General features: G+C 65.5%; 14 protein-coding genes and 1 pseudogene. 7 read left to right on the top strand and 8 right to left on the bottom strand.

Features of this window, described 5'->3' with window-relative positions; all coding sequences use genetic code 11:
* Window positions 1-140 precede the first annotated feature (140 nt).
* A complete protein-coding gene (locus I6F16_RS06465) occupies window positions 141-428 on the bottom strand; it encodes a hypothetical protein (protein WP_036006055.1) in 288 nt (95 codons plus the stop codon).
* Between the two features lie 90 nt (window positions 429-518).
* Between I6F16_RS06465 and I6F16_RS06460 the strand changes: the two are divergent.
* The 3 genes and pseudogenes from I6F16_RS06460 to I6F16_RS06450 all read left to right on the top strand — a co-directional run.
* Window positions 519-733 (top strand): annotated as a pseudogene (locus tag I6F16_RS06460) (CoA transferase); the annotation flags it as partial.
* Window positions 734-878: 145 nt separating this feature from the next.
* A complete protein-coding gene (locus I6F16_RS06455) occupies window positions 879-2,129 on the top strand; it encodes an efflux RND transporter periplasmic adaptor subunit (protein WP_036006053.1) in 1,251 nt (416 codons plus the stop codon).
* 29 nt (window positions 2,130-2,158) lie between these two features.
* Window positions 2,159-5,275, top strand: a complete 3,117-nt coding sequence (locus I6F16_RS06450) for a CusA/CzcA family heavy metal efflux RND transporter (protein ID WP_225113500.1) — start codon at window positions 2,159-2,161, stop codon at window positions 5,273-5,275.
* Window positions 5,276-5,278: 3 nt separating this feature from the next.
* Here the strand turns inward: I6F16_RS06450 and I6F16_RS06445 are convergent, their stop codons facing one another.
* From I6F16_RS06445 to I6F16_RS06425, 5 genes are all read right to left on the bottom strand, one after another.
* Window positions 5,279-6,241: an amidohydrolase family protein gene (locus I6F16_RS06445; protein WP_036006044.1), complete on the bottom strand. Its 963-nt coding sequence runs from the start codon at window positions 6,239-6,241 to the stop codon at window positions 5,279-5,281.
* A gap of 52 nt (window positions 6,242-6,293) precedes the next feature.
* Window positions 6,294-6,851 carry a hypothetical protein gene (locus tag I6F16_RS06440; RefSeq protein ID WP_225113499.1) on the bottom strand — a complete coding sequence of 186 codons (558 nt, stop codon included), beginning with the start codon at window positions 6,849-6,851 and terminating at the stop codon, window positions 6,294-6,296.
* Between the two features lie 25 nt (window positions 6,852-6,876).
* The gene (locus I6F16_RS06435) at window positions 6,877-8,307 is read right to left on the bottom strand and encodes a TolC family outer membrane protein (protein ID WP_085968932.1); all 1,431 of its coding nucleotides are present in this window, start codon (window positions 8,305-8,307) and stop codon (window positions 6,877-6,879) included.
* A 187-nt stretch (window positions 8,308-8,494) separates the two neighbouring features.
* Window positions 8,495-9,274 carry an enoyl-CoA hydratase gene (locus tag I6F16_RS06430; RefSeq protein ID WP_036006037.1) on the bottom strand — a complete coding sequence of 260 codons (780 nt, stop codon included), beginning with the start codon at window positions 9,272-9,274 and terminating at the stop codon, window positions 8,495-8,497.
* A 109-nt stretch (window positions 9,275-9,383) separates the two neighbouring features.
* Window positions 9,384-10,040: a hypothetical protein gene (locus tag I6F16_RS06425; RefSeq protein ID WP_225113498.1), complete on the bottom strand. Its 657-nt coding sequence runs from the start codon at window positions 10,038-10,040 to the stop codon at window positions 9,384-9,386.
* Between the two features lie 291 nt (window positions 10,041-10,331).
* Between I6F16_RS06425 and I6F16_RS06420 the strand changes: the two genes are divergently transcribed.
* Together I6F16_RS06420 and I6F16_RS06415 are read left to right on the top strand one after the other, a co-directional pair.
* Window positions 10,332-10,877 carry a sigma-70 family RNA polymerase sigma factor gene (locus I6F16_RS06420; RefSeq protein ID WP_036042899.1) on the top strand — a complete coding sequence of 182 codons (546 nt, stop codon included), beginning with the start codon at window positions 10,332-10,334 and terminating at the stop codon, window positions 10,875-10,877.
* A 2-nt stretch (window positions 10,878-10,879) separates the two neighbouring features.
* Window positions 10,880-11,518, top strand: a complete 639-nt coding sequence (locus tag I6F16_RS06415) for a DUF1109 domain-containing protein (RefSeq protein WP_109144411.1) — start codon at window positions 10,880-10,882, stop codon at window positions 11,516-11,518.
* A 109-nt stretch (window positions 11,519-11,627) separates the two neighbouring features.
* On the opposite strand, the gene I6F16_RS06410 is transcribed toward I6F16_RS06415, so the two are convergent.
* A complete protein-coding gene (locus I6F16_RS06410) occupies window positions 11,628-12,731 on the bottom strand; it encodes a DUF2336 domain-containing protein (protein WP_225113497.1) in 1,104 nt (367 codons plus the stop codon).
* 63 nt (window positions 12,732-12,794) lie between these two features.
* Window positions 12,795-13,952 (bottom strand): GGDEF domain-containing protein, encoded by a 1,158-nt coding sequence (locus I6F16_RS06405; RefSeq protein WP_225113496.1) that lies wholly within the window; start codon window positions 13,950-13,952, stop codon window positions 12,795-12,797.
* Between the two features lie 437 nt (window positions 13,953-14,389).
* On the opposite strand from I6F16_RS06405, the gene I6F16_RS06400 reads away from it, so the two are divergent.
* Window positions 14,390-14,959: a sigma-70 family RNA polymerase sigma factor gene (locus tag I6F16_RS06400; RefSeq protein ID WP_036006024.1), complete on the top strand. Its 570-nt coding sequence runs from the start codon at window positions 14,390-14,392 to the stop codon at window positions 14,957-14,959.
* Window positions 14,956-15,651, top strand: coding sequence for a hypothetical protein (locus I6F16_RS06395; RefSeq protein WP_036006022.1), 696 nt, complete (start codon window positions 14,956-14,958; stop codon window positions 15,649-15,651). The genes I6F16_RS06400 and I6F16_RS06395 overlap by 4 nt, the downstream gene beginning before the upstream one ends.
* Window positions 15,652-15,663: the final 12 nt, after the last annotated feature.

Here is a 15,663-nt window from a genome sequence, read left to right as displayed (position 1 = left end):
CCACGTCGTCGTTGCGAGCCACCGGGTCCGCGCAAAGCGCGGCCCGATGACAGGCTCCGCGAAGCAATCCAGAAATGCATCCGCGGAAGGATCCTGGATTGCTTCGTCGCAAGGGCTCCTCGCAATGACGCGGAGAGACTTCACTCCGGCGCCGCTCCCACCGGCGGGCCGCCGGGCGGGCGGTGCAGAAAGGTCAACGAGGCATAGGCGCCGGCCCAGGAGCCGATTGCGGCAAAGGCAACGTAGAAGACGTTCTCGGTGTAGCTGATCACGGCGTAAGAGGAGAGCAGGTACCAGACCGCGCTCCAGTTCGCCGCCGGGATGCGCTTGCGCGCGATCACGGCCGAGGTGAACATGACATAGACGGCGTCGGTGGCCGCCGTCGCGATGAACACGGCACCTGCGATGAGGGGATCGATGGCGGCCATTGCAATCCTTTCTGCGATCATGACACGGTCGCGAAAAGTACAGCAAATGAGCGGGGAGAGAAGCAGCGATGCAGAGCCCCGCCGACATTCTGGCTGAGGAATCTCGGTCGGCTCGAGGGCGGATTGAATACCCCGATGTCCCGGGACAGGCCGTACATGCTGCGTTCATAGAGCACATGCAATCTGGCTTCGGCACGTTGAAGGCGGTGCAGCATTCCGCTCGGCTGTCGAAGACGCCGGCGCATTGGAGCCGTCCGGCGATGCCGCTCGGCAGTCATTCGGCACAATGGCCAGGCCGAAGCTGACATGAAGCTGACAAGTCCCAGAATTTTAACGCAAACGGAAAGGGCCGACGCGTTTTTTAGGTTGTTTGAACTCCCAATTCGGCACTATTAGCGCGACCGATGAGGCAATCATTTGCCGAGATCGTCGCAGACACGACCGGGCCCCATGGCAGTTGAGAATACCAAGCGATTGCACGTGATTGCAAAACAACGGGTGATCGCATTCGTAGTCTTACTAGCTGTCGCCGGCGCCGGTGTCGGAGCGTACGGCTTGTTCTCTTCGGGCCCGAAGGCAAAGAAGCACTCCGACATCTCCAGCCAGTCGCGCAGAAACGCGCAGACCTTCACGCCGACACCGTCCGAATGGGCGACGTTGACGATCGAGCCGGTCGCCGCCAGGAGCTTCCGGGCCGAGTATGTCACCGAGGGTAAGGTCGCGGTCGACGAGGATCGTTCGACGCCGGTGTTCTCGCCCTATGCAGGCCGTGTCACCAAGCTGCTCGCCAAGCCCGGCGAGACGCTGAAGCAAGGTCAACCGCTGTTTACGATCGAGGCCGCCGACACCGTGCAGGCCCAGAACGATTTCATCGCGGCGATGACCTCGCAGAACAAGGCGAAGTCGGCGCTCGAGCTTTCCGACATCCAGTTCAAGCGCGCCAAGGACCTCTACGAGGGCCATGCCATTCCGCTCAAGGATTACCAGCAGGCGGAAGCGGCCCAGGTGCAGGCGCAAAACGACATGCGCTCCTCGGTGGCGGCGCTGGAAGCCGCGCGCAACAAGCTGCGCATCCTCGGCTTCACCGACGAAGCCACCAAGACGTTCCAGGAAAAGGGCGTCATCGATCGGGAGATCACGATCTACTCGCCGATCTCCGGCACGGTCGTGCAACGCAAGATCGGCCCGGGCCAATACGTCAATTCCGGCGCCAGCGATCCGGTCTTCGTGGTCGGCGACCTCTCCACGGTCTGGCTCACCGCCTTCGTGCGCGAGAGCGATGCGGCCGCGGTGTGCATCGGGCAGGACATCACCGTCAATGTGATGGCGCTGCCGGGCCGTCCGTTCAGCGCCAAGATCAACTACGTTGCTGCCGCGATCGACCCCGCCACCCGCCGCCTGCAGGTCCGCGCCACGATCGACAACAAGGACGGGCTGCTCAAGCCGGAAATGTTCGCGAACGTCACGATCTATTCGGCCGGCGACCGCGCCGCGCCGGCGGTGCCGAAGCATGCGCTGATCTACGAGGCCGACAAGGTCCGCCTCTGGGTCGCGCGCGAGGACAAGTCGGTCGAGCTGCGCCAGATCAAGATCGGTCTCATCAACGGCAACCTCGTCGAGGTCACCAGCAATCTGAAACCCGGCGAGCAGATCGTCACCAAAGGCAGTTTGTTCATCGACCGCGCGGCGTCCGGCAGCTGATCGACGACCCAAGAAAATTGAAGACCTGAATGGATCGTCTCGTTGCCCTTGCCGTCAACCGGCGTTTCCTGATGGTCGGCATGTTCGTCGCCGTGCTGATCGGCGGCTTGATCGCGTTCAACCGGCTCAACATCGAAGCCTATCCCGATCCGACTCCGCCGATGGTCGACATCGTGACGCAGAGCCCGGGCCTGTCGGCGGAAGAGATCGAGCGCTACATCACGATCCCGATCGAGACCCAGGTTGCCGGTCTGAAGAACGTCACGACCATCCGTACCATCTCGCTCTACGGCCTCTCCGACGTCAAGATCCAGTTCTCCTTCGCCTACACCTATGACGAGGCGTTGCAGCAGGTCTTGAACCGCCTGGCTCAGCTTGCGCCGCTGCCCGGCAACGTGCAGCCGCAGATCTCGCCGCTCAGCCCGATCGGCGAGATATTCCGCTACCGTCTCGTCGGGCCGCCGAACTACAGCGTGCTCGACCTCAAGACCATTCAGGACTGGATCCTGCAGCGCCGCTTCCGCGCGGTGCCCGGCGTGATCGACGTCACCGGCTGGGGCGGCAGGAGCAAGACCTACGAGATCCAGGTCGATTTCAACAAGCTGGTCGCCAACGGCCTGACGCTGCCGCAACTGCTCCAGGCGGTCGGCAATTCCAACGTCAATGTCGGCGGCAACACTGTCGATATCGGCCAGCAATCCGCCGTGGTGCGCGGCGTCGGCCTGATCCGCTCGATCGACGACCTCGCCAACACCATGGTGGCGCAGGCGGGCGGCAATCCGGTGCTGGTCAAGGACGTCGCCACCGTTACCGTCGGCCAGAAGCCGCGCCTCGGCATCGCCGGCCTCGACGATTCCGACGACATCGTGCAGGGCATCGTCCTGATGCGGCGCGGCGAGCAGAGCTCGCCGACCATCAAGCGCGTCCATGAGCTCGTTCAAGCCATCAACAATTCCAGCATCCTGCCGCCTGGCGTGCGCATCGAGCGCATCTACGACCGCGGCGACCTGATCGAGCTCACCACTCACACCGTGCTGCACAACATGGTGGTGGGCATTCTCCTGATCGTGCTATTGCAGTGGATCTTCCTTGGCGACCTCCGCAGCGCGCTGATCGTCGGCGCCACCATTCCGTTCGCGCTGTTCTTCGCCGTCATCATCCTGGTGCTGCGCGGGGAATCGGCCAACCTCCTGTCGGTCGGTGCGATCGATTTCGGTCTCATCGTCGATGCCACCGTGATCATGGTGGAGGCGATCTTCCGCCGCCTGACGCAAACGACACCGATGTCGGAATCCGAGCATATGTCGCCCGAGACGCTGTTCGGCATGAAGAGCCATGCCATCCTCAGCGCGGCGGCCGACGTCTCGCGATCGATCTTCTTTGCCGCGGCGATCATCATCGCGGCGTTCCTGCCGCTGTTCACGCTCTCTGGCGTCGAGGGCAACATCTTCGGACCGATGGCGCGGACCTATGCCTACGCACTGGCCGGCGGCCTGCTTGCCACCTTCACCGTGACTCCCGCGCTGTCCGCGATCATCCTGCCGGCGCATGTCGAGGAGACCGAGACGAAGGTGATGCTGATCCTGCACCGGCTCTACATGCCCGTGCTGAACTGGGCGGTCGCCAACCGCAACATCGTCCTCGGCGCCGCGGTCGGTCTGGTGTTGATGACGGTCGCGCTCGCCCGGCTGCTCGGCCTCGAATTCCTGCCGAAGCTGGAGGAGGGCAACCTCTGGATCCGCGCCACGCTGCCGCCGACCATCTCGCTGCAGGAAGGCAACAGCTACGTCAACGAGATGCGCAAGGTGATCCGCGCCCGGCCCGAGGTCGAATCCGTCGTGTCGCAACACGGCCGTCCCGACGACGGTACCGACGCCGCCGGCTTCTTCAACGCCGAGTTCTTCGCGCCGCTGAAGCCCGTGAGCCAGTGGCCCGGTACCCGCGACAAGGAAGAGCTGACCGCGCAGCTGCTCAAGCAGCTCGACGATCGCTTCCCCGGCGTCGAGTTCAACTTCTCGCAATATCTCCAGGACAACGTCTCCGAAGCCGTCTCCGGCGTGAAGGGCGAGAACTCGATCAAGCTGTTCGGCAGCGACCTTCAGGCGCTCACCGACACCGCCAACAAGATCAAGCAGGTGCTGTCGACCGTGCAGGGCGTCACCGACCTTGCGGTGTTCACCTCGCTGGGCCAACCGACCGTCCAGATCGACATCGACCGTGCCAAGGCTGCGCGCTACGGCCTAGCCCCTGGCGACATCAACGCGACCATCAAGGTCGCGATCGGCGGCGACAGCGCCGGAGATCTTTACGAGCCCGGCAGCGACCGCCACTTCCCGATTATCGTGCGCCTCGCGCCGGAATACCGCCGCAGCGCCGAGGCGATCCAGAATTTGCGGATCGGCGCGCCCGGGCCGAACGGCACCGTCACGCAGATCCCCTTAAGCGAGGTCGCGACCATCAGCCTCGTCTCCGGTGCGGCCTACATCTATCGCGAGCAGCAGGAGCGTTATCTGCCGATCAAGTTCTCGGTGCGCGAACGCGATCTCGGCAGCGCGATCCGCGAGGCGCAGGACAAAATCGCCGCGCAGGTGCAGCTGCCGCCGGGCTCGCACATGGAATGGGTCGGCGAGTTCGGCAACCTCCAGGACGCGATCCGGCGGCTCTCGATCGTGGTGCCGATCTCGCTGGCGCTGATCGGCGTGCTGCTCTGGTTTAATTTCGGCTCGATGACCGACACACTGCTCGCGATGAGCGTGATCCCAATGGCGATCTTCGGCGGCGTGCTCGGCCTCCTGATCTCGGGCACCGCGTTCAGCGTCTCCGCGGCGATCGGCTTCATCGCGCTGTTCGGCATCGCGGTGATGGACGGCATCATCATCCTGTCGCAGTTCAACCAGCTGATCGAAGAGGGCATGGACCGCAGGAGCGCGGTGGTACGCACCGGCGAGCTGCAGCTCCGGCCGGTGCTGATGACCTGTGTCGTCGCAGGCGTCGGCCTCCTGCCGGCAGCGCTGTCCGAAGGCATCGGCTCGCAGGTGCAGAAGCCGCTCGCGGTTGTCGTCGTCACCGGCATGATGCTGGCGCCGGTCGTGATTCTGGTGACCTTGCCGGTGCTGATCTCCTTCTTCTCCCGCCGCGCGCGCTGACCCTCAGAACCCGTAGAGCCGCGCCGGATTGTCGACCAGGATCTTCTTGCGCACCTCGGCATCCGGCGCCCACACCGGAAGCTGGTTGAGCAGGCGGCCGTCGTCGATCTGATAGAGCGGCGCGATGTCGGTGGGCTTGCGGCCCTCGACGCGGCTCGAATCCGGATGCGGCCAGTCGGTGCCCCAGACGATGCGGTCAACATTGGCCGCGATCAGCGCGCGGGCATAGGGCACCATGTCCTGATAGTCGGGCGCCAGCTTCGACGAGCGATAGGCGCCCGAGATCTTCACATAGGCCTTGCCGGACTTCACCAGCGCGACGAGGTCGGAGAAGCCCGGCTGCTCCAGCCCGAGCGAAGCGTGAAGGCCGCCGAAATGGTCGAACACGACCGGCACCGGCGCCGTCTCGACGAGGTCCTTGATCGCGGAGATCATGGCCAGCGTGGTGTAGAGCTGTACGTGCCAGCCGCGCGCCTTCATGCGCTCGACGGCGGCGGTGAAGCGCGGCCGGCCGACATTGGGGTCGTTGACGCCGCCGGTCGCCAGATTGAGGCGGATGCCGCGGAAGCCGTCCTGGTGCATCGTATCGAGCGCGCTCTCCGGCGTCTTGTCGTCGATCACGGCGACGCCGCGCGCGGTCGCGCCGCGCGCCTTCATGCCGAACAGCGTGGAGGAATTGTCGGTGCCGTAGACGCTCGGCGTCACGATCACCACGCGCTCGATATGCAGCGCCTTGTGCAGCGCCGCCATTTCTTCCGGCGAAGCCGGCTCCGGCGTATAGACGCGGCCAGTGAAGAACGGAAATTTTTCGACATCGCCGTGAATGTGGGTGTGGCAGTCACAGGCATGCGCCGGCACATCGAAATTGATCGGCGTCGCAGGCTGCGCCGCGCGGGCATGGGCTTTGCTGGTCATGGCTACTCCGGCCGCAAGGGAGGCAAGCAGGACGCTGCGTCGGCTGAGCACGATTTCTCTCCCGGTCTGTTTTTTTATCGGCGAGTGGGAGGAGAATATCACATCAGCCGGGTAACCGCTCCGCTTCGCTGCATAGCTGCTCGACAAGCTCCGCAAGCGGACGTGAGCCGTCCACGCGTACGACCGGGCAGGGCAGGCCGGCGAGCCAGGCTTCGTGCTTGGCGAGACTGCGGCCTTCGCGATCGCCGGCTTCGTAATGGGAGGCCCATTCGACGAAGTCTTCGGTCTCGCCATGGCGCCAGCCGCCCGGCGCGACGGCATCAGCGCCGAAATGGGCGGCTTCGCGGGCGCGCAATCGCTTCATACGAATCTCGCGCGGCGCGGTCACGAAGACGACCAGGTCGAAGTACGAAACGAGCTCTTCGCCCCAGCCGGTGACGGACCCGCTCAGCACCCAGTCGAGACGCGGCAAGAACATCTCGTGCATCAGGCGCAGGCGGTCGGCGGCCGGGCGGGTCGTCCGATAGGGCGGCACGGTGGGCAGCCAGAAATAGTCGTCGCTGTCGTGATGCGGCAGCGCAAGCTGCCCCGCGAGCGCACGACCGATCGTGGTCACGCCGCAGCCCGAGGCTCCCATCAGATGGATGCGGCGGCTTTTCATCGGCATCCACCAGAGAGATTTGAGGCTACTGCCCCGACGGCGTGCGCAGGCCGTGCCAAGCGTCGCGGACCTGGTGGTAGTGCACCTCGGGCAGATAATCCGGCGTGTTCAGGTTCAGCGTCTTGACGTCGAGATGGCCGATGGCGCTGAGCAGCGTGTAGGAGGCGATCACGCGGTCGCGTTGCGCGCCGATCAGGCGGGCCTTGGCCTGGATCAGGTCGGCCTGCGAGTTCAAGACGTCCACCGTCGTGCGCTGGCCGCCGGCGGCCTCGCGCTGCACGCCCTGCAGCGCGACGGTGGCCGCCTTCACCTCGGACTCCGAGGCCGAGACCGTGATCTTGGCGCCTTCGTTGGCAACCCAGGCGCTGACCGCCGCCGTACGCGCTTGATTGCGCACCTGGTCGAGCACGAGGCGGCTCTGCGCCGTGATCTCCTTGGCCTGCCGGGTCTGCGCCGCGGCCTGGCCGCCGTCGTAGATCGGCGCGGTGACGTTGGCGACGATCGAAGCCTGGTCCTCGGCGAAGGTGCCGAGCGTCGGGTCGTTGTTGCGGCTTTTGCTGGCGCTGCCCTGGATGGTCGCGCTCGGCAGCAGCGTGCCTTCGGCGATGCGGATGTTGGTGGAGGCGACATCGACGTCGAAGCTGGCGGCCATCACCGCCGGATGCTGGCGGATCGCCATCGTCATGGCGTCCTCGCGGCTCTTCGGCAGATAGCGGTCGACGGCCTCGGCAGGCCTGAGCTGCGAGGGCGCATTGCCGATCACTTGCGCATAAGTGGCCTGGCTGACCGCAAGCGCGACCTCGGCCGCGTTGAGATCGGCAAGGCCACGATTGAGGCGGGCCTCGGCCTGCGCGGTGTCGGTCGGCGTGACGTCGCCGGCGTTGAGCCGGCGCTGGGTGACGGAGAGCGTCTCGCGCAGGAAGGCGACATTGGAGCGCTGCGCCTCGACCAGCGACTGGTTGGCGAGAACATTGGTGTAGGCGGTGACCGCATCGAGCAGCACGCCCTGGCCGACGTTGCGGAGCGCTTCGCGGCCCGACTGCACCTGGAGCTCGGCGGCCCGCACGCCGTTGGCGGTGCGGAAGCCGTTGAACAGGCTCTGCGTCACGGTGACGCCGATGATCCAGGGCTTCAGATTGCCGGTCTGGATGGTGTTGTCCGGCAACAGATTGCGCACCGATTGCAGGCCGGCGCTGAGGCTCGCCACGATCTGCGGCCGGTAGCCGGCCAGCGCCTGCGGCACGTTCTCATCGGTGGCGCGCTGGCGCGCACGCTCGGCATTGAGCTGCGGATTGGTCTGATACGCTTTTGCCAAGGCGTCCGGCAGTGCTTCGGCCCATGCCGCGGAGGGAAGGGCGCACGAGAACGCCAGCGTGGTCCATGTCGCAAGCGCATGACCCGCGCTCGATCGACGTCGCGTCACCCCGCGACCAGCTCTGGCGGTACGCCCAATCATGTAATCTCGCTTAACCCCGGCTGTCCGCCCCCGCCGACGATGGCCTCTTAACTGTTTAGCCAGCCGAGGTCCCGCAGGCAAACTGCCGCGGGCAAAACTCCCATGTATTCCGTGCTTGTTGCAGGCGCGTCACAGGCTGTGCGCGGGAAAGCGCCAGAGCCTTACACCGGCCTGACCGGCTCGTGCGCTACCGGTTCTTGTTCACAGGCTTGCGCTTCTCGATGAACGCCGCCATGCCCTCCGAGCGGTCCTCGAGCGCGAAGGTCGAATGGAACAGGTTGCGTTCGACGCTCATGCCTTCGGAGAGCGTGGTCTCGAAGGCGCGGTTCACCGCTTCCTTGGCCATCGCGGCCGCAGGGCGCGACATCGCGGCGATCTTCTCGGCGGCCGCCATGACCTCGTCCATCAGCTTGTCGGCGGGTACGATACGGCTGACCAAGCCGGAGCGCTCGGCTTCGGCGGCGTCCATCATCCGGCCGGTGAGGCAGAGGTCCATGGCCTTGGACTTGCCGATCGCGCGCGTCAGCCGCTGGGTGCCGCCGATGCCGGGAATGGTGCCGAGCGTGATCTCGGGCTGGCCGAACTTCGCGGTGTCGGCGGCGATGATGAAATCGCACATCATGGCGAGCTCGCAGCCGCCGCCGAGCGCGTAGCCGGCGACCGCGGCGATGGTTGGCTTGCGACAGCGCGCGATGCGGTCGCCCCCGATCGCGGCGAAATCCTCGGAGAACATGTCGATGAAGCCCTTGGGCTGCATCTCCTTGATGTCGGCGCCGGCGGCAAAGGCCTTCTCGTTGCCGGTCACGACGATGCAGCCGATGGCGTCATCGGCCTCGAGATCGTCGACCGCAGCTGCGATCTCGCGGAAGACGCCGAACGAGAGCGCGTTGAGCATCTTCGGCCGGTTCAGCTTGACGATGCCGACCGCGCCGACGCTCTCGACGATGATGTGTTCGAACGTGCTCATGCTCCACCCACGCTTTCGATTGAGCGGGCAATGTGCCCGCTGGCGCGGATGCCTTCAAGGGGGACGGACGCGGGACGCGCGCGGGGTCGCGTCCCGGCGGAACCGGCCATCAGGCCATGAACATGCGCGCGGCGGAGGCCAGGGTCAGCAATGTGCCGACGCCGATGAAGATCTTGCCGATCAGGGAGCTCTGGTCCCAGGCCGAGCTCTGCTGGCTGCTGGCCATCACCGGCGCCGGCCGCGGCTGCGCCTCGGTTGCGGCGATCACCGCCTTCTGCGGCGGCGGGGTCTCCTGCAAGGCCCGATCGATGTCGTTGAGTTGATCGGGCGCGACGACCTGGCTTTGAGGGTTCTCGGTGCTGGTATTATCGGCGGCTGCCTGGACGTTGTCGTTGGCGCGGTTCGTCATCGCGGAGGCTGCCGCGGCAGTCGGCGTGTCGGCGGCGAGCTGCGCATTGGCGTTGGCGACCTCCGGGGCCAGCTGGCTTGAGGCCGGGACCTGACTGTCGGTCTTGTCGTTCTTGGCCTCGTCGGGCTTGGCCGCCGTGTCCTTCTTGTCGGCCTTGTCCTCGGATTTCTGCCCCGTCTTCCTGCTGTCGGTGCGGCGCGAGTCTTGGCGCCGGTGCTTGGCCGTATCGGCCCCTTTGTCGGCGCTCTCCGATTTGTTGCCTGCGGCCGAGTTCGGCGCCGCCTGTGCGAGGCCCCCGGACAGCAAGACAAGCCCGGCCAAAACGATCAGGGCCGCGCGCGCGCTGGTTTTCATCATGTCGACGATCTCCCCAATTCCGCCCGTCCCGGCAGCGAACAGAGACCCCGGGGCGTGACGACAGCGGGGCAGAAAATGGGAATCTTCGGGCTACACTGGGCAAAAACGCGGCAGACCCCCTCCCGCAGCCGCCCGCCCGATGCAGGACGCACCGATCGGTGTTAAGAGCCGTCGCAGATGTTTGCGGCCGCATCGGTCGCGCGGCCCGGATCTTGATCACGAACTCGTGATAATTTTGGCGCCCGCGTAACAAATTGAAAGAGCGGCCGAATTGCATGGTGAGGGGCGCGCGTGCGCGGACGTGAGGACGAATGGACCGGCCTGATGCGGTCGGCCATGGCTGGCGATGATGCGGCGTATCATCGTCTGTTGAAGGCAGTCACGCCGGTGCTGCGGGCCGCCGCGAGGCGTGGCTTGGCGCGGGCGGGTCAGCCGCCCGACCAGGCCGAGGATATCGTGCAGGAGATTCTGTTGGCGGTACATCTGAAGCGGCATACCTGGGACAGCGAAGCCCCCTTCGCGCCCTGGCTGTTTGCGATCGGCCGCAACAAGCTGATCGATGCGCTCCGGCGGCGCGGCAGGCGCGTGTTCGTCAACATCGACGATTTCGCCGAGACGCTGCCGGGCGAGGCGCCGCAGGACACCGCTTCAGCCGGCGAGGTCGCCGCCCAGCTCGGAACCCTGCCGCAGCGTCAGCGCGACGTGCTGCAATCGATCGCGGTCGAGGCCGCCTCGATCAAGGATACGGCGGCAAGGTTGTCGATGAGCGAGGGTGCGGTCCGGGTCGCGCTGCATCGCGGACTTGCGGCGCTGACCGCCAAATTGCGGGACCATTGATCATGGACACCGATCAACTCATTCGCTCGCTCGCCGCCGACAATCCGCACCGCGCGCCCCGCGTCGGCGCCGTGCTGAGCATGGCGCTGCTGGTGGCTGCGCCGTTGTCGATCCTGATCTTTGTGACGTTCTTCGGCGTGCGCGCCGACGTCATGAGCGCCATGCGCAACCCGTTCTTCGACATGAAGTTCGCGGTGACGTTGTCGCTCGCGATCCCCGCCATCATCGTCAGCCTTCATTTGTCGCGTCCCGAAGCCCTGCTGCGCGGCTGGGGCTGGCTGCTGCTGCTTCCCGTCGGGCTGCTCGCCGTGGCGATTGGCAGCGAGGCGATGATGGCGCCGGCGATGCCGATGACGATGCGCCTGGTGGGTAAGAACTCCAGGGTCTGCATGGTCGCGATCCCCGCAATGGCGCTGCCGCTGCTTGCGGGGGCGCTGTTCGGCCTGCGCCACGGCGCGCCGTCTCGTCCCGCGCTCGCCGGAGCGCTCGCAGGGCTGGTGTCGGCGGGACTTGCGGCGACCCTCTATGCCTCGCACTGCACCGATGATTCCCCGCTGTTCGTCGCGACCTGGTACACGCTCGCGACCGCGCTGGTGACGGCGATCGGCGCGGCGGTGGGATCGAGGGTGTTGCGGTATTAAAGCATGATCCGGAAAAGTGCGAAGCGGTTTTCCGGAAAGATCATGCGCAACCAACAACCTAAAGCGCGATGACGATTCAAAATCTCATCGCGCTTTAGCGCGCACGGCTTCATGCCGCCGGCGTCGCGTGCAACTGCATGCGGTGGAAGCGCAGCACCTGTTGCGCGGTCGATGAGCGCAGCGCCTCATAGGTGTCGCGCAGCTTCAGCATGTCGGTCTGCGACCCGCCGGAGAGCTTCTCGCGCAAGGCGATGATGGCGCGCACGCTCGACCATTGCATGCCCGCGGCCTTGGCGAGGATCATCACGCCTTCGGTGCGGCTCTCGATCATCATGGTCTCCGCCGTCTCGACCGCGATCCCCGCGAGCGCGGCCAGCGCCGCGTTCGTCTCGTCGAACTTGCCCTGCTCGGCGAAGGTGGCGACCTGGAGCTCGTTGAGGCGGCCGTCCTCGTGCAGCGACTTCACCAGCGCGCGAGCCATCTCCGTCTGTTTCGTCCTGGCGACGGCGCGAACCCGTTGGGCCGCTTCCTCGACGGCCCTCGACACCTCGTCCGCGAGCTCGGGATGCGCAGCCGCGAGCTTCCTGCGCACGCTCGAGGATGCGTTGGCGACCAGCCTCAGATAGTGATGGCGCGGCAGGTCGGGCCGCAGGCCGATGCAGCCGGCGAGGTCGTCGTCGCGCTCGGCGCGGACGACGAGGTCGGCGAAACCGTCCTCCGAGAACTGCGCGCCGGGATTGCCGACGGTCGACTGCACCACGTCCTCGTTGCCCCGCGCCACCAGCACGTCGGTCAGCGCTTCCGACAGCGTCCGCCGCAGCGAGATCGCCTTGAGATGCGCCTGGCCCTTGGTGCGCGCGATCTCGACCAATGTCGCCTCATCCAGCCGCTCGGACTTCGACAGTACGGGGCCGGAGACCTCGATCACCTCGTCGAGCGCGAGCGTGCGGATGATCTGCGGCGGCGCAGCCGCGATCGGCGCGAGCCGCTCGGCGAGCAGCGCCTTGGCCGACGTCTCGATCTGCTCGATCAGGCACTGGAACACGTCGTCGAACACGCGGATGTGCTCGTCGGAATAGTCGACCGCGTTGCCCACGAAGAGATCGGTCACGCGGCGCAGCGTCTCCACCCGGCGTGCGACGGTGCCGTGCGAGAGGGCAGCCTGCAATTCTTCGAGCAGACTATCGGATGGTCTTGCGGAATGGGATCTCATTGCCCTGTCCTGGAGCGTTCGCGCCGGCGGCGGCTTCCGTCGCACCGGAGAAAAATGGATCGGTCAGCTCGTTGCAACGCAGTTGCGCCCTCGCGCCTTGGCGGAATAGAGCGCGCTGTCGGCGCGCGCGAGAAACGTGTCGGCAGTATCGACGTCGCGCAGCGTCACGACGCCCGCGGAAATGGTCACCCGCATGCTGGGGGAGAACGCGCCCCAGTCAAGATCGGCGACGATGCCGCGCAGGCGCTCGAGTATGCGGAGCGCGACGTCGCCCGACGTGTCCGGCAGCAGCAGCAGGAATTCCTCGCCGCCGTAGCGGCCGAAACTGTCGGCCGGGCGGATGTTGGCGAAGATGGTGATAGCGAAGGTGCGCAGCACCTCATCGCCAATGGGATGGCCGTAAGCGTCGTTGATGCGCTTGAACCAGTCGAGATCAATCAGCGCGATCGCGAAGGGCGTGGATGCCCGCCGCGACTTTTCGATCTCGGTGTCGAGAAGCCGCATGATGCAGCGGCGGTTGTAGGAGCCGGTGAGCTCGTCGAGCTCGGCCAGTTCCTCGATGCGTCGATAGGCGGCCTTCAATTCGATGCTGCGCTTGTACAGGATCTTGCGTAAGGTGGCGCCGAACAGGCCGAGGAAGGCGCACTGCCCGATCACCAGCACGAAGCAGAGCATCGAGGCGGTCCGCTGCAGCCGGGTCGCGACCGGCAGTCCGATCGGCAGGTCCGATCCCAGGAAAACCACGGTGAGCCCGCAGGTGGCGAGGCCCCAGGTGAGCATGGCCTGGCTCGACGTCATCCGCAGCGTGCCGAACGCGAAGATCAGAAACAATACGGCAAGGAACGCGACCCCGATGGTGGGCACTGCTAGCAGGAACACCAGTTGCAGCGCCATATGCAGCGAGATCTGATAGACGGTGAGGTAATGATCGTCGAAACGGTCGCCGAAACCTGCCTCCGACAGCACCGTGAAAGTCCCGATGATCAGAAGGCCGCCGACCCAGAACAGCGTCGGAACGGCCATGGAGACCGCGCCGTCATAGGCGTAGAGCAGCAGGACCGCGCCGCCCAGCGAGTAGCTCGCGACCTGGCCGATATACATCTGGCGACGCTGCCAGACGCGGCGCGCCCTGACCTCGGGCGCCGTCGTCTCGGGCGCAAGGACGAGATCCGCGACCTCTGCGGCATTCCTCTCTGGAAAGGACGTCGCGGCCGTACCCATGGTCCCGCCAATGGTGGATGTCAGCGTAAAAACCTACGTGGCAAGCCTTTAGGTTTGGTATCCTTTGAAATCGAATCCGAACCGTGCAGCAGGGAACAAGGCGATCATCTAGCGTGAGAATTTTACCAATGATCACGCATCGTGTGCGCTGCGGTCGAGCCGAAGCGAGGCTTGGCGCGACAAAGGTGGTGCGGGGCTGCTATGGAACCGGATGAGGCCGGGCTGCCTATGTCCGGGCAGGCATTCCGCAGGGAATATCGCAGTATTATGGTACCGATCCGGATGAGCGACGCTGACCACCAGGGGTGGGACAAGAAAAATGCCCGGATGTGGGGTAGCTCACACAAGCCCCCGTATGACTGCGGTAGGTTCAACAATTTTGCCCCCCACATCGAACCGGCCACCGCATCGACCCGACCAACCTTGCGAGACGGCCATTGAGCGCGACACAGGCGGCTTCAGACGAGATCCTGATCGCCAGGATCGCTCAAGGTGACCGGCTCGCCATGCAGGTGCTGTACGGGCGGCACCATGTCAGGGTTTACCGGTTCGGGCTGAGGCTCGTGCGGGACGAGCAGGCGGCGGAAGACCTCATCAGCGAGGTGTTTCTCGACGTCTGGCGTCAAGCGGGCAAATTCGAGGGCCGATCTGCCGTTTCCACCTGGCTGCTGGCAATCACACGATTCAAGGCCCTGTCTGCGCTCCGGCGCAGGAAGGATTTCGAGCTGGACGAAGACGCCGCCAACGCGATCGAGGATACATCCGACGATCCGGAAACGGTGGTGCAGAAGAAGGATACCAGTGAGGCGTTGCGGGAGTGTCTGACGGGCCTCTCGCCGGATCATCGGGAAATCGTCGATCTCGTCTACTACCACGAGAAGTCCGTGGAAGAGGTGGCCGAAATCGTCGGGATACCAGAGAACACTGTGAAGACGCGCTTGTTCTATGCGCGCAAGAAACTGGCCGAACTGCTGAAGGCAGCCGGCGTCGAGCGAGGCTGGCCATGATGGCTTTGAGCAAGAAGATGCTGGAGCAAGAGCCCAGTGAAATTGAACTGCTGCTGCCTTGGCACGCTGCTGGCACGCTGAACGCGCGCGATGCGCGCCGTGTCGAGGAAGCGCTGGCGCGCGATCCGGACCTGGCGAAGCAATATGCGGCGATCCGCGGCGAGTACGAAGAGACCATTCATCTGAACGAGAGCCTGGGCGCTCCGTCGGCGCGCGCGATGCAGAAGCTGTTCGCCGCGATCGATGCCGAGCCGGCGAGGGCGAGCGGCTCGCTACCGCTGTCGGCGCGTATCTCGACCTTCTTCGCGAGCTTGTCGCCGCGCACGCTGGCGTGGTCGGCGAGCCTCGGTGCCGTCGCGCTCGTGCTGCAGGCCGGCATCATCGGCGCCGTGCTGATGAAGAACCAGCCGGCGACCTTCCAAACCGCTTCGCTCTCGACCAGCGCACCGATCACGCGCGAGCTTGGTAGCGCCGCCGCGCCGGCGCGCGCGCTGGTGCGCTTCACCCCTGAGGCGCGCGTCGCCGACATCACCGCGCTGCTCGACAGCTACCAGGCTTCGATCATCGGCGATGCCAAGGGCGGCATGTTCCGCCTCCAGTTCGACAAGGCGATGAGCCAGGACGAGCTCGCTTCGCTGCTCGGCAGGATGCAGCGCGAGAAGTTCGTCAACCTCGCCGTCGCGGCGCCCTAGGCGCGCCGCCGA

The organism is Bradyrhizobium sp. IC4060 (assembly GCF_020193715.1).
GTDB classification, from domain to species: Bacteria; Pseudomonadota; Alphaproteobacteria; order Rhizobiales; family Xanthobacteraceae; genus Bradyrhizobium; species Bradyrhizobium yuanmingense.
This window is presented reverse-complemented; position numbering and strand designations above follow the sequence as displayed.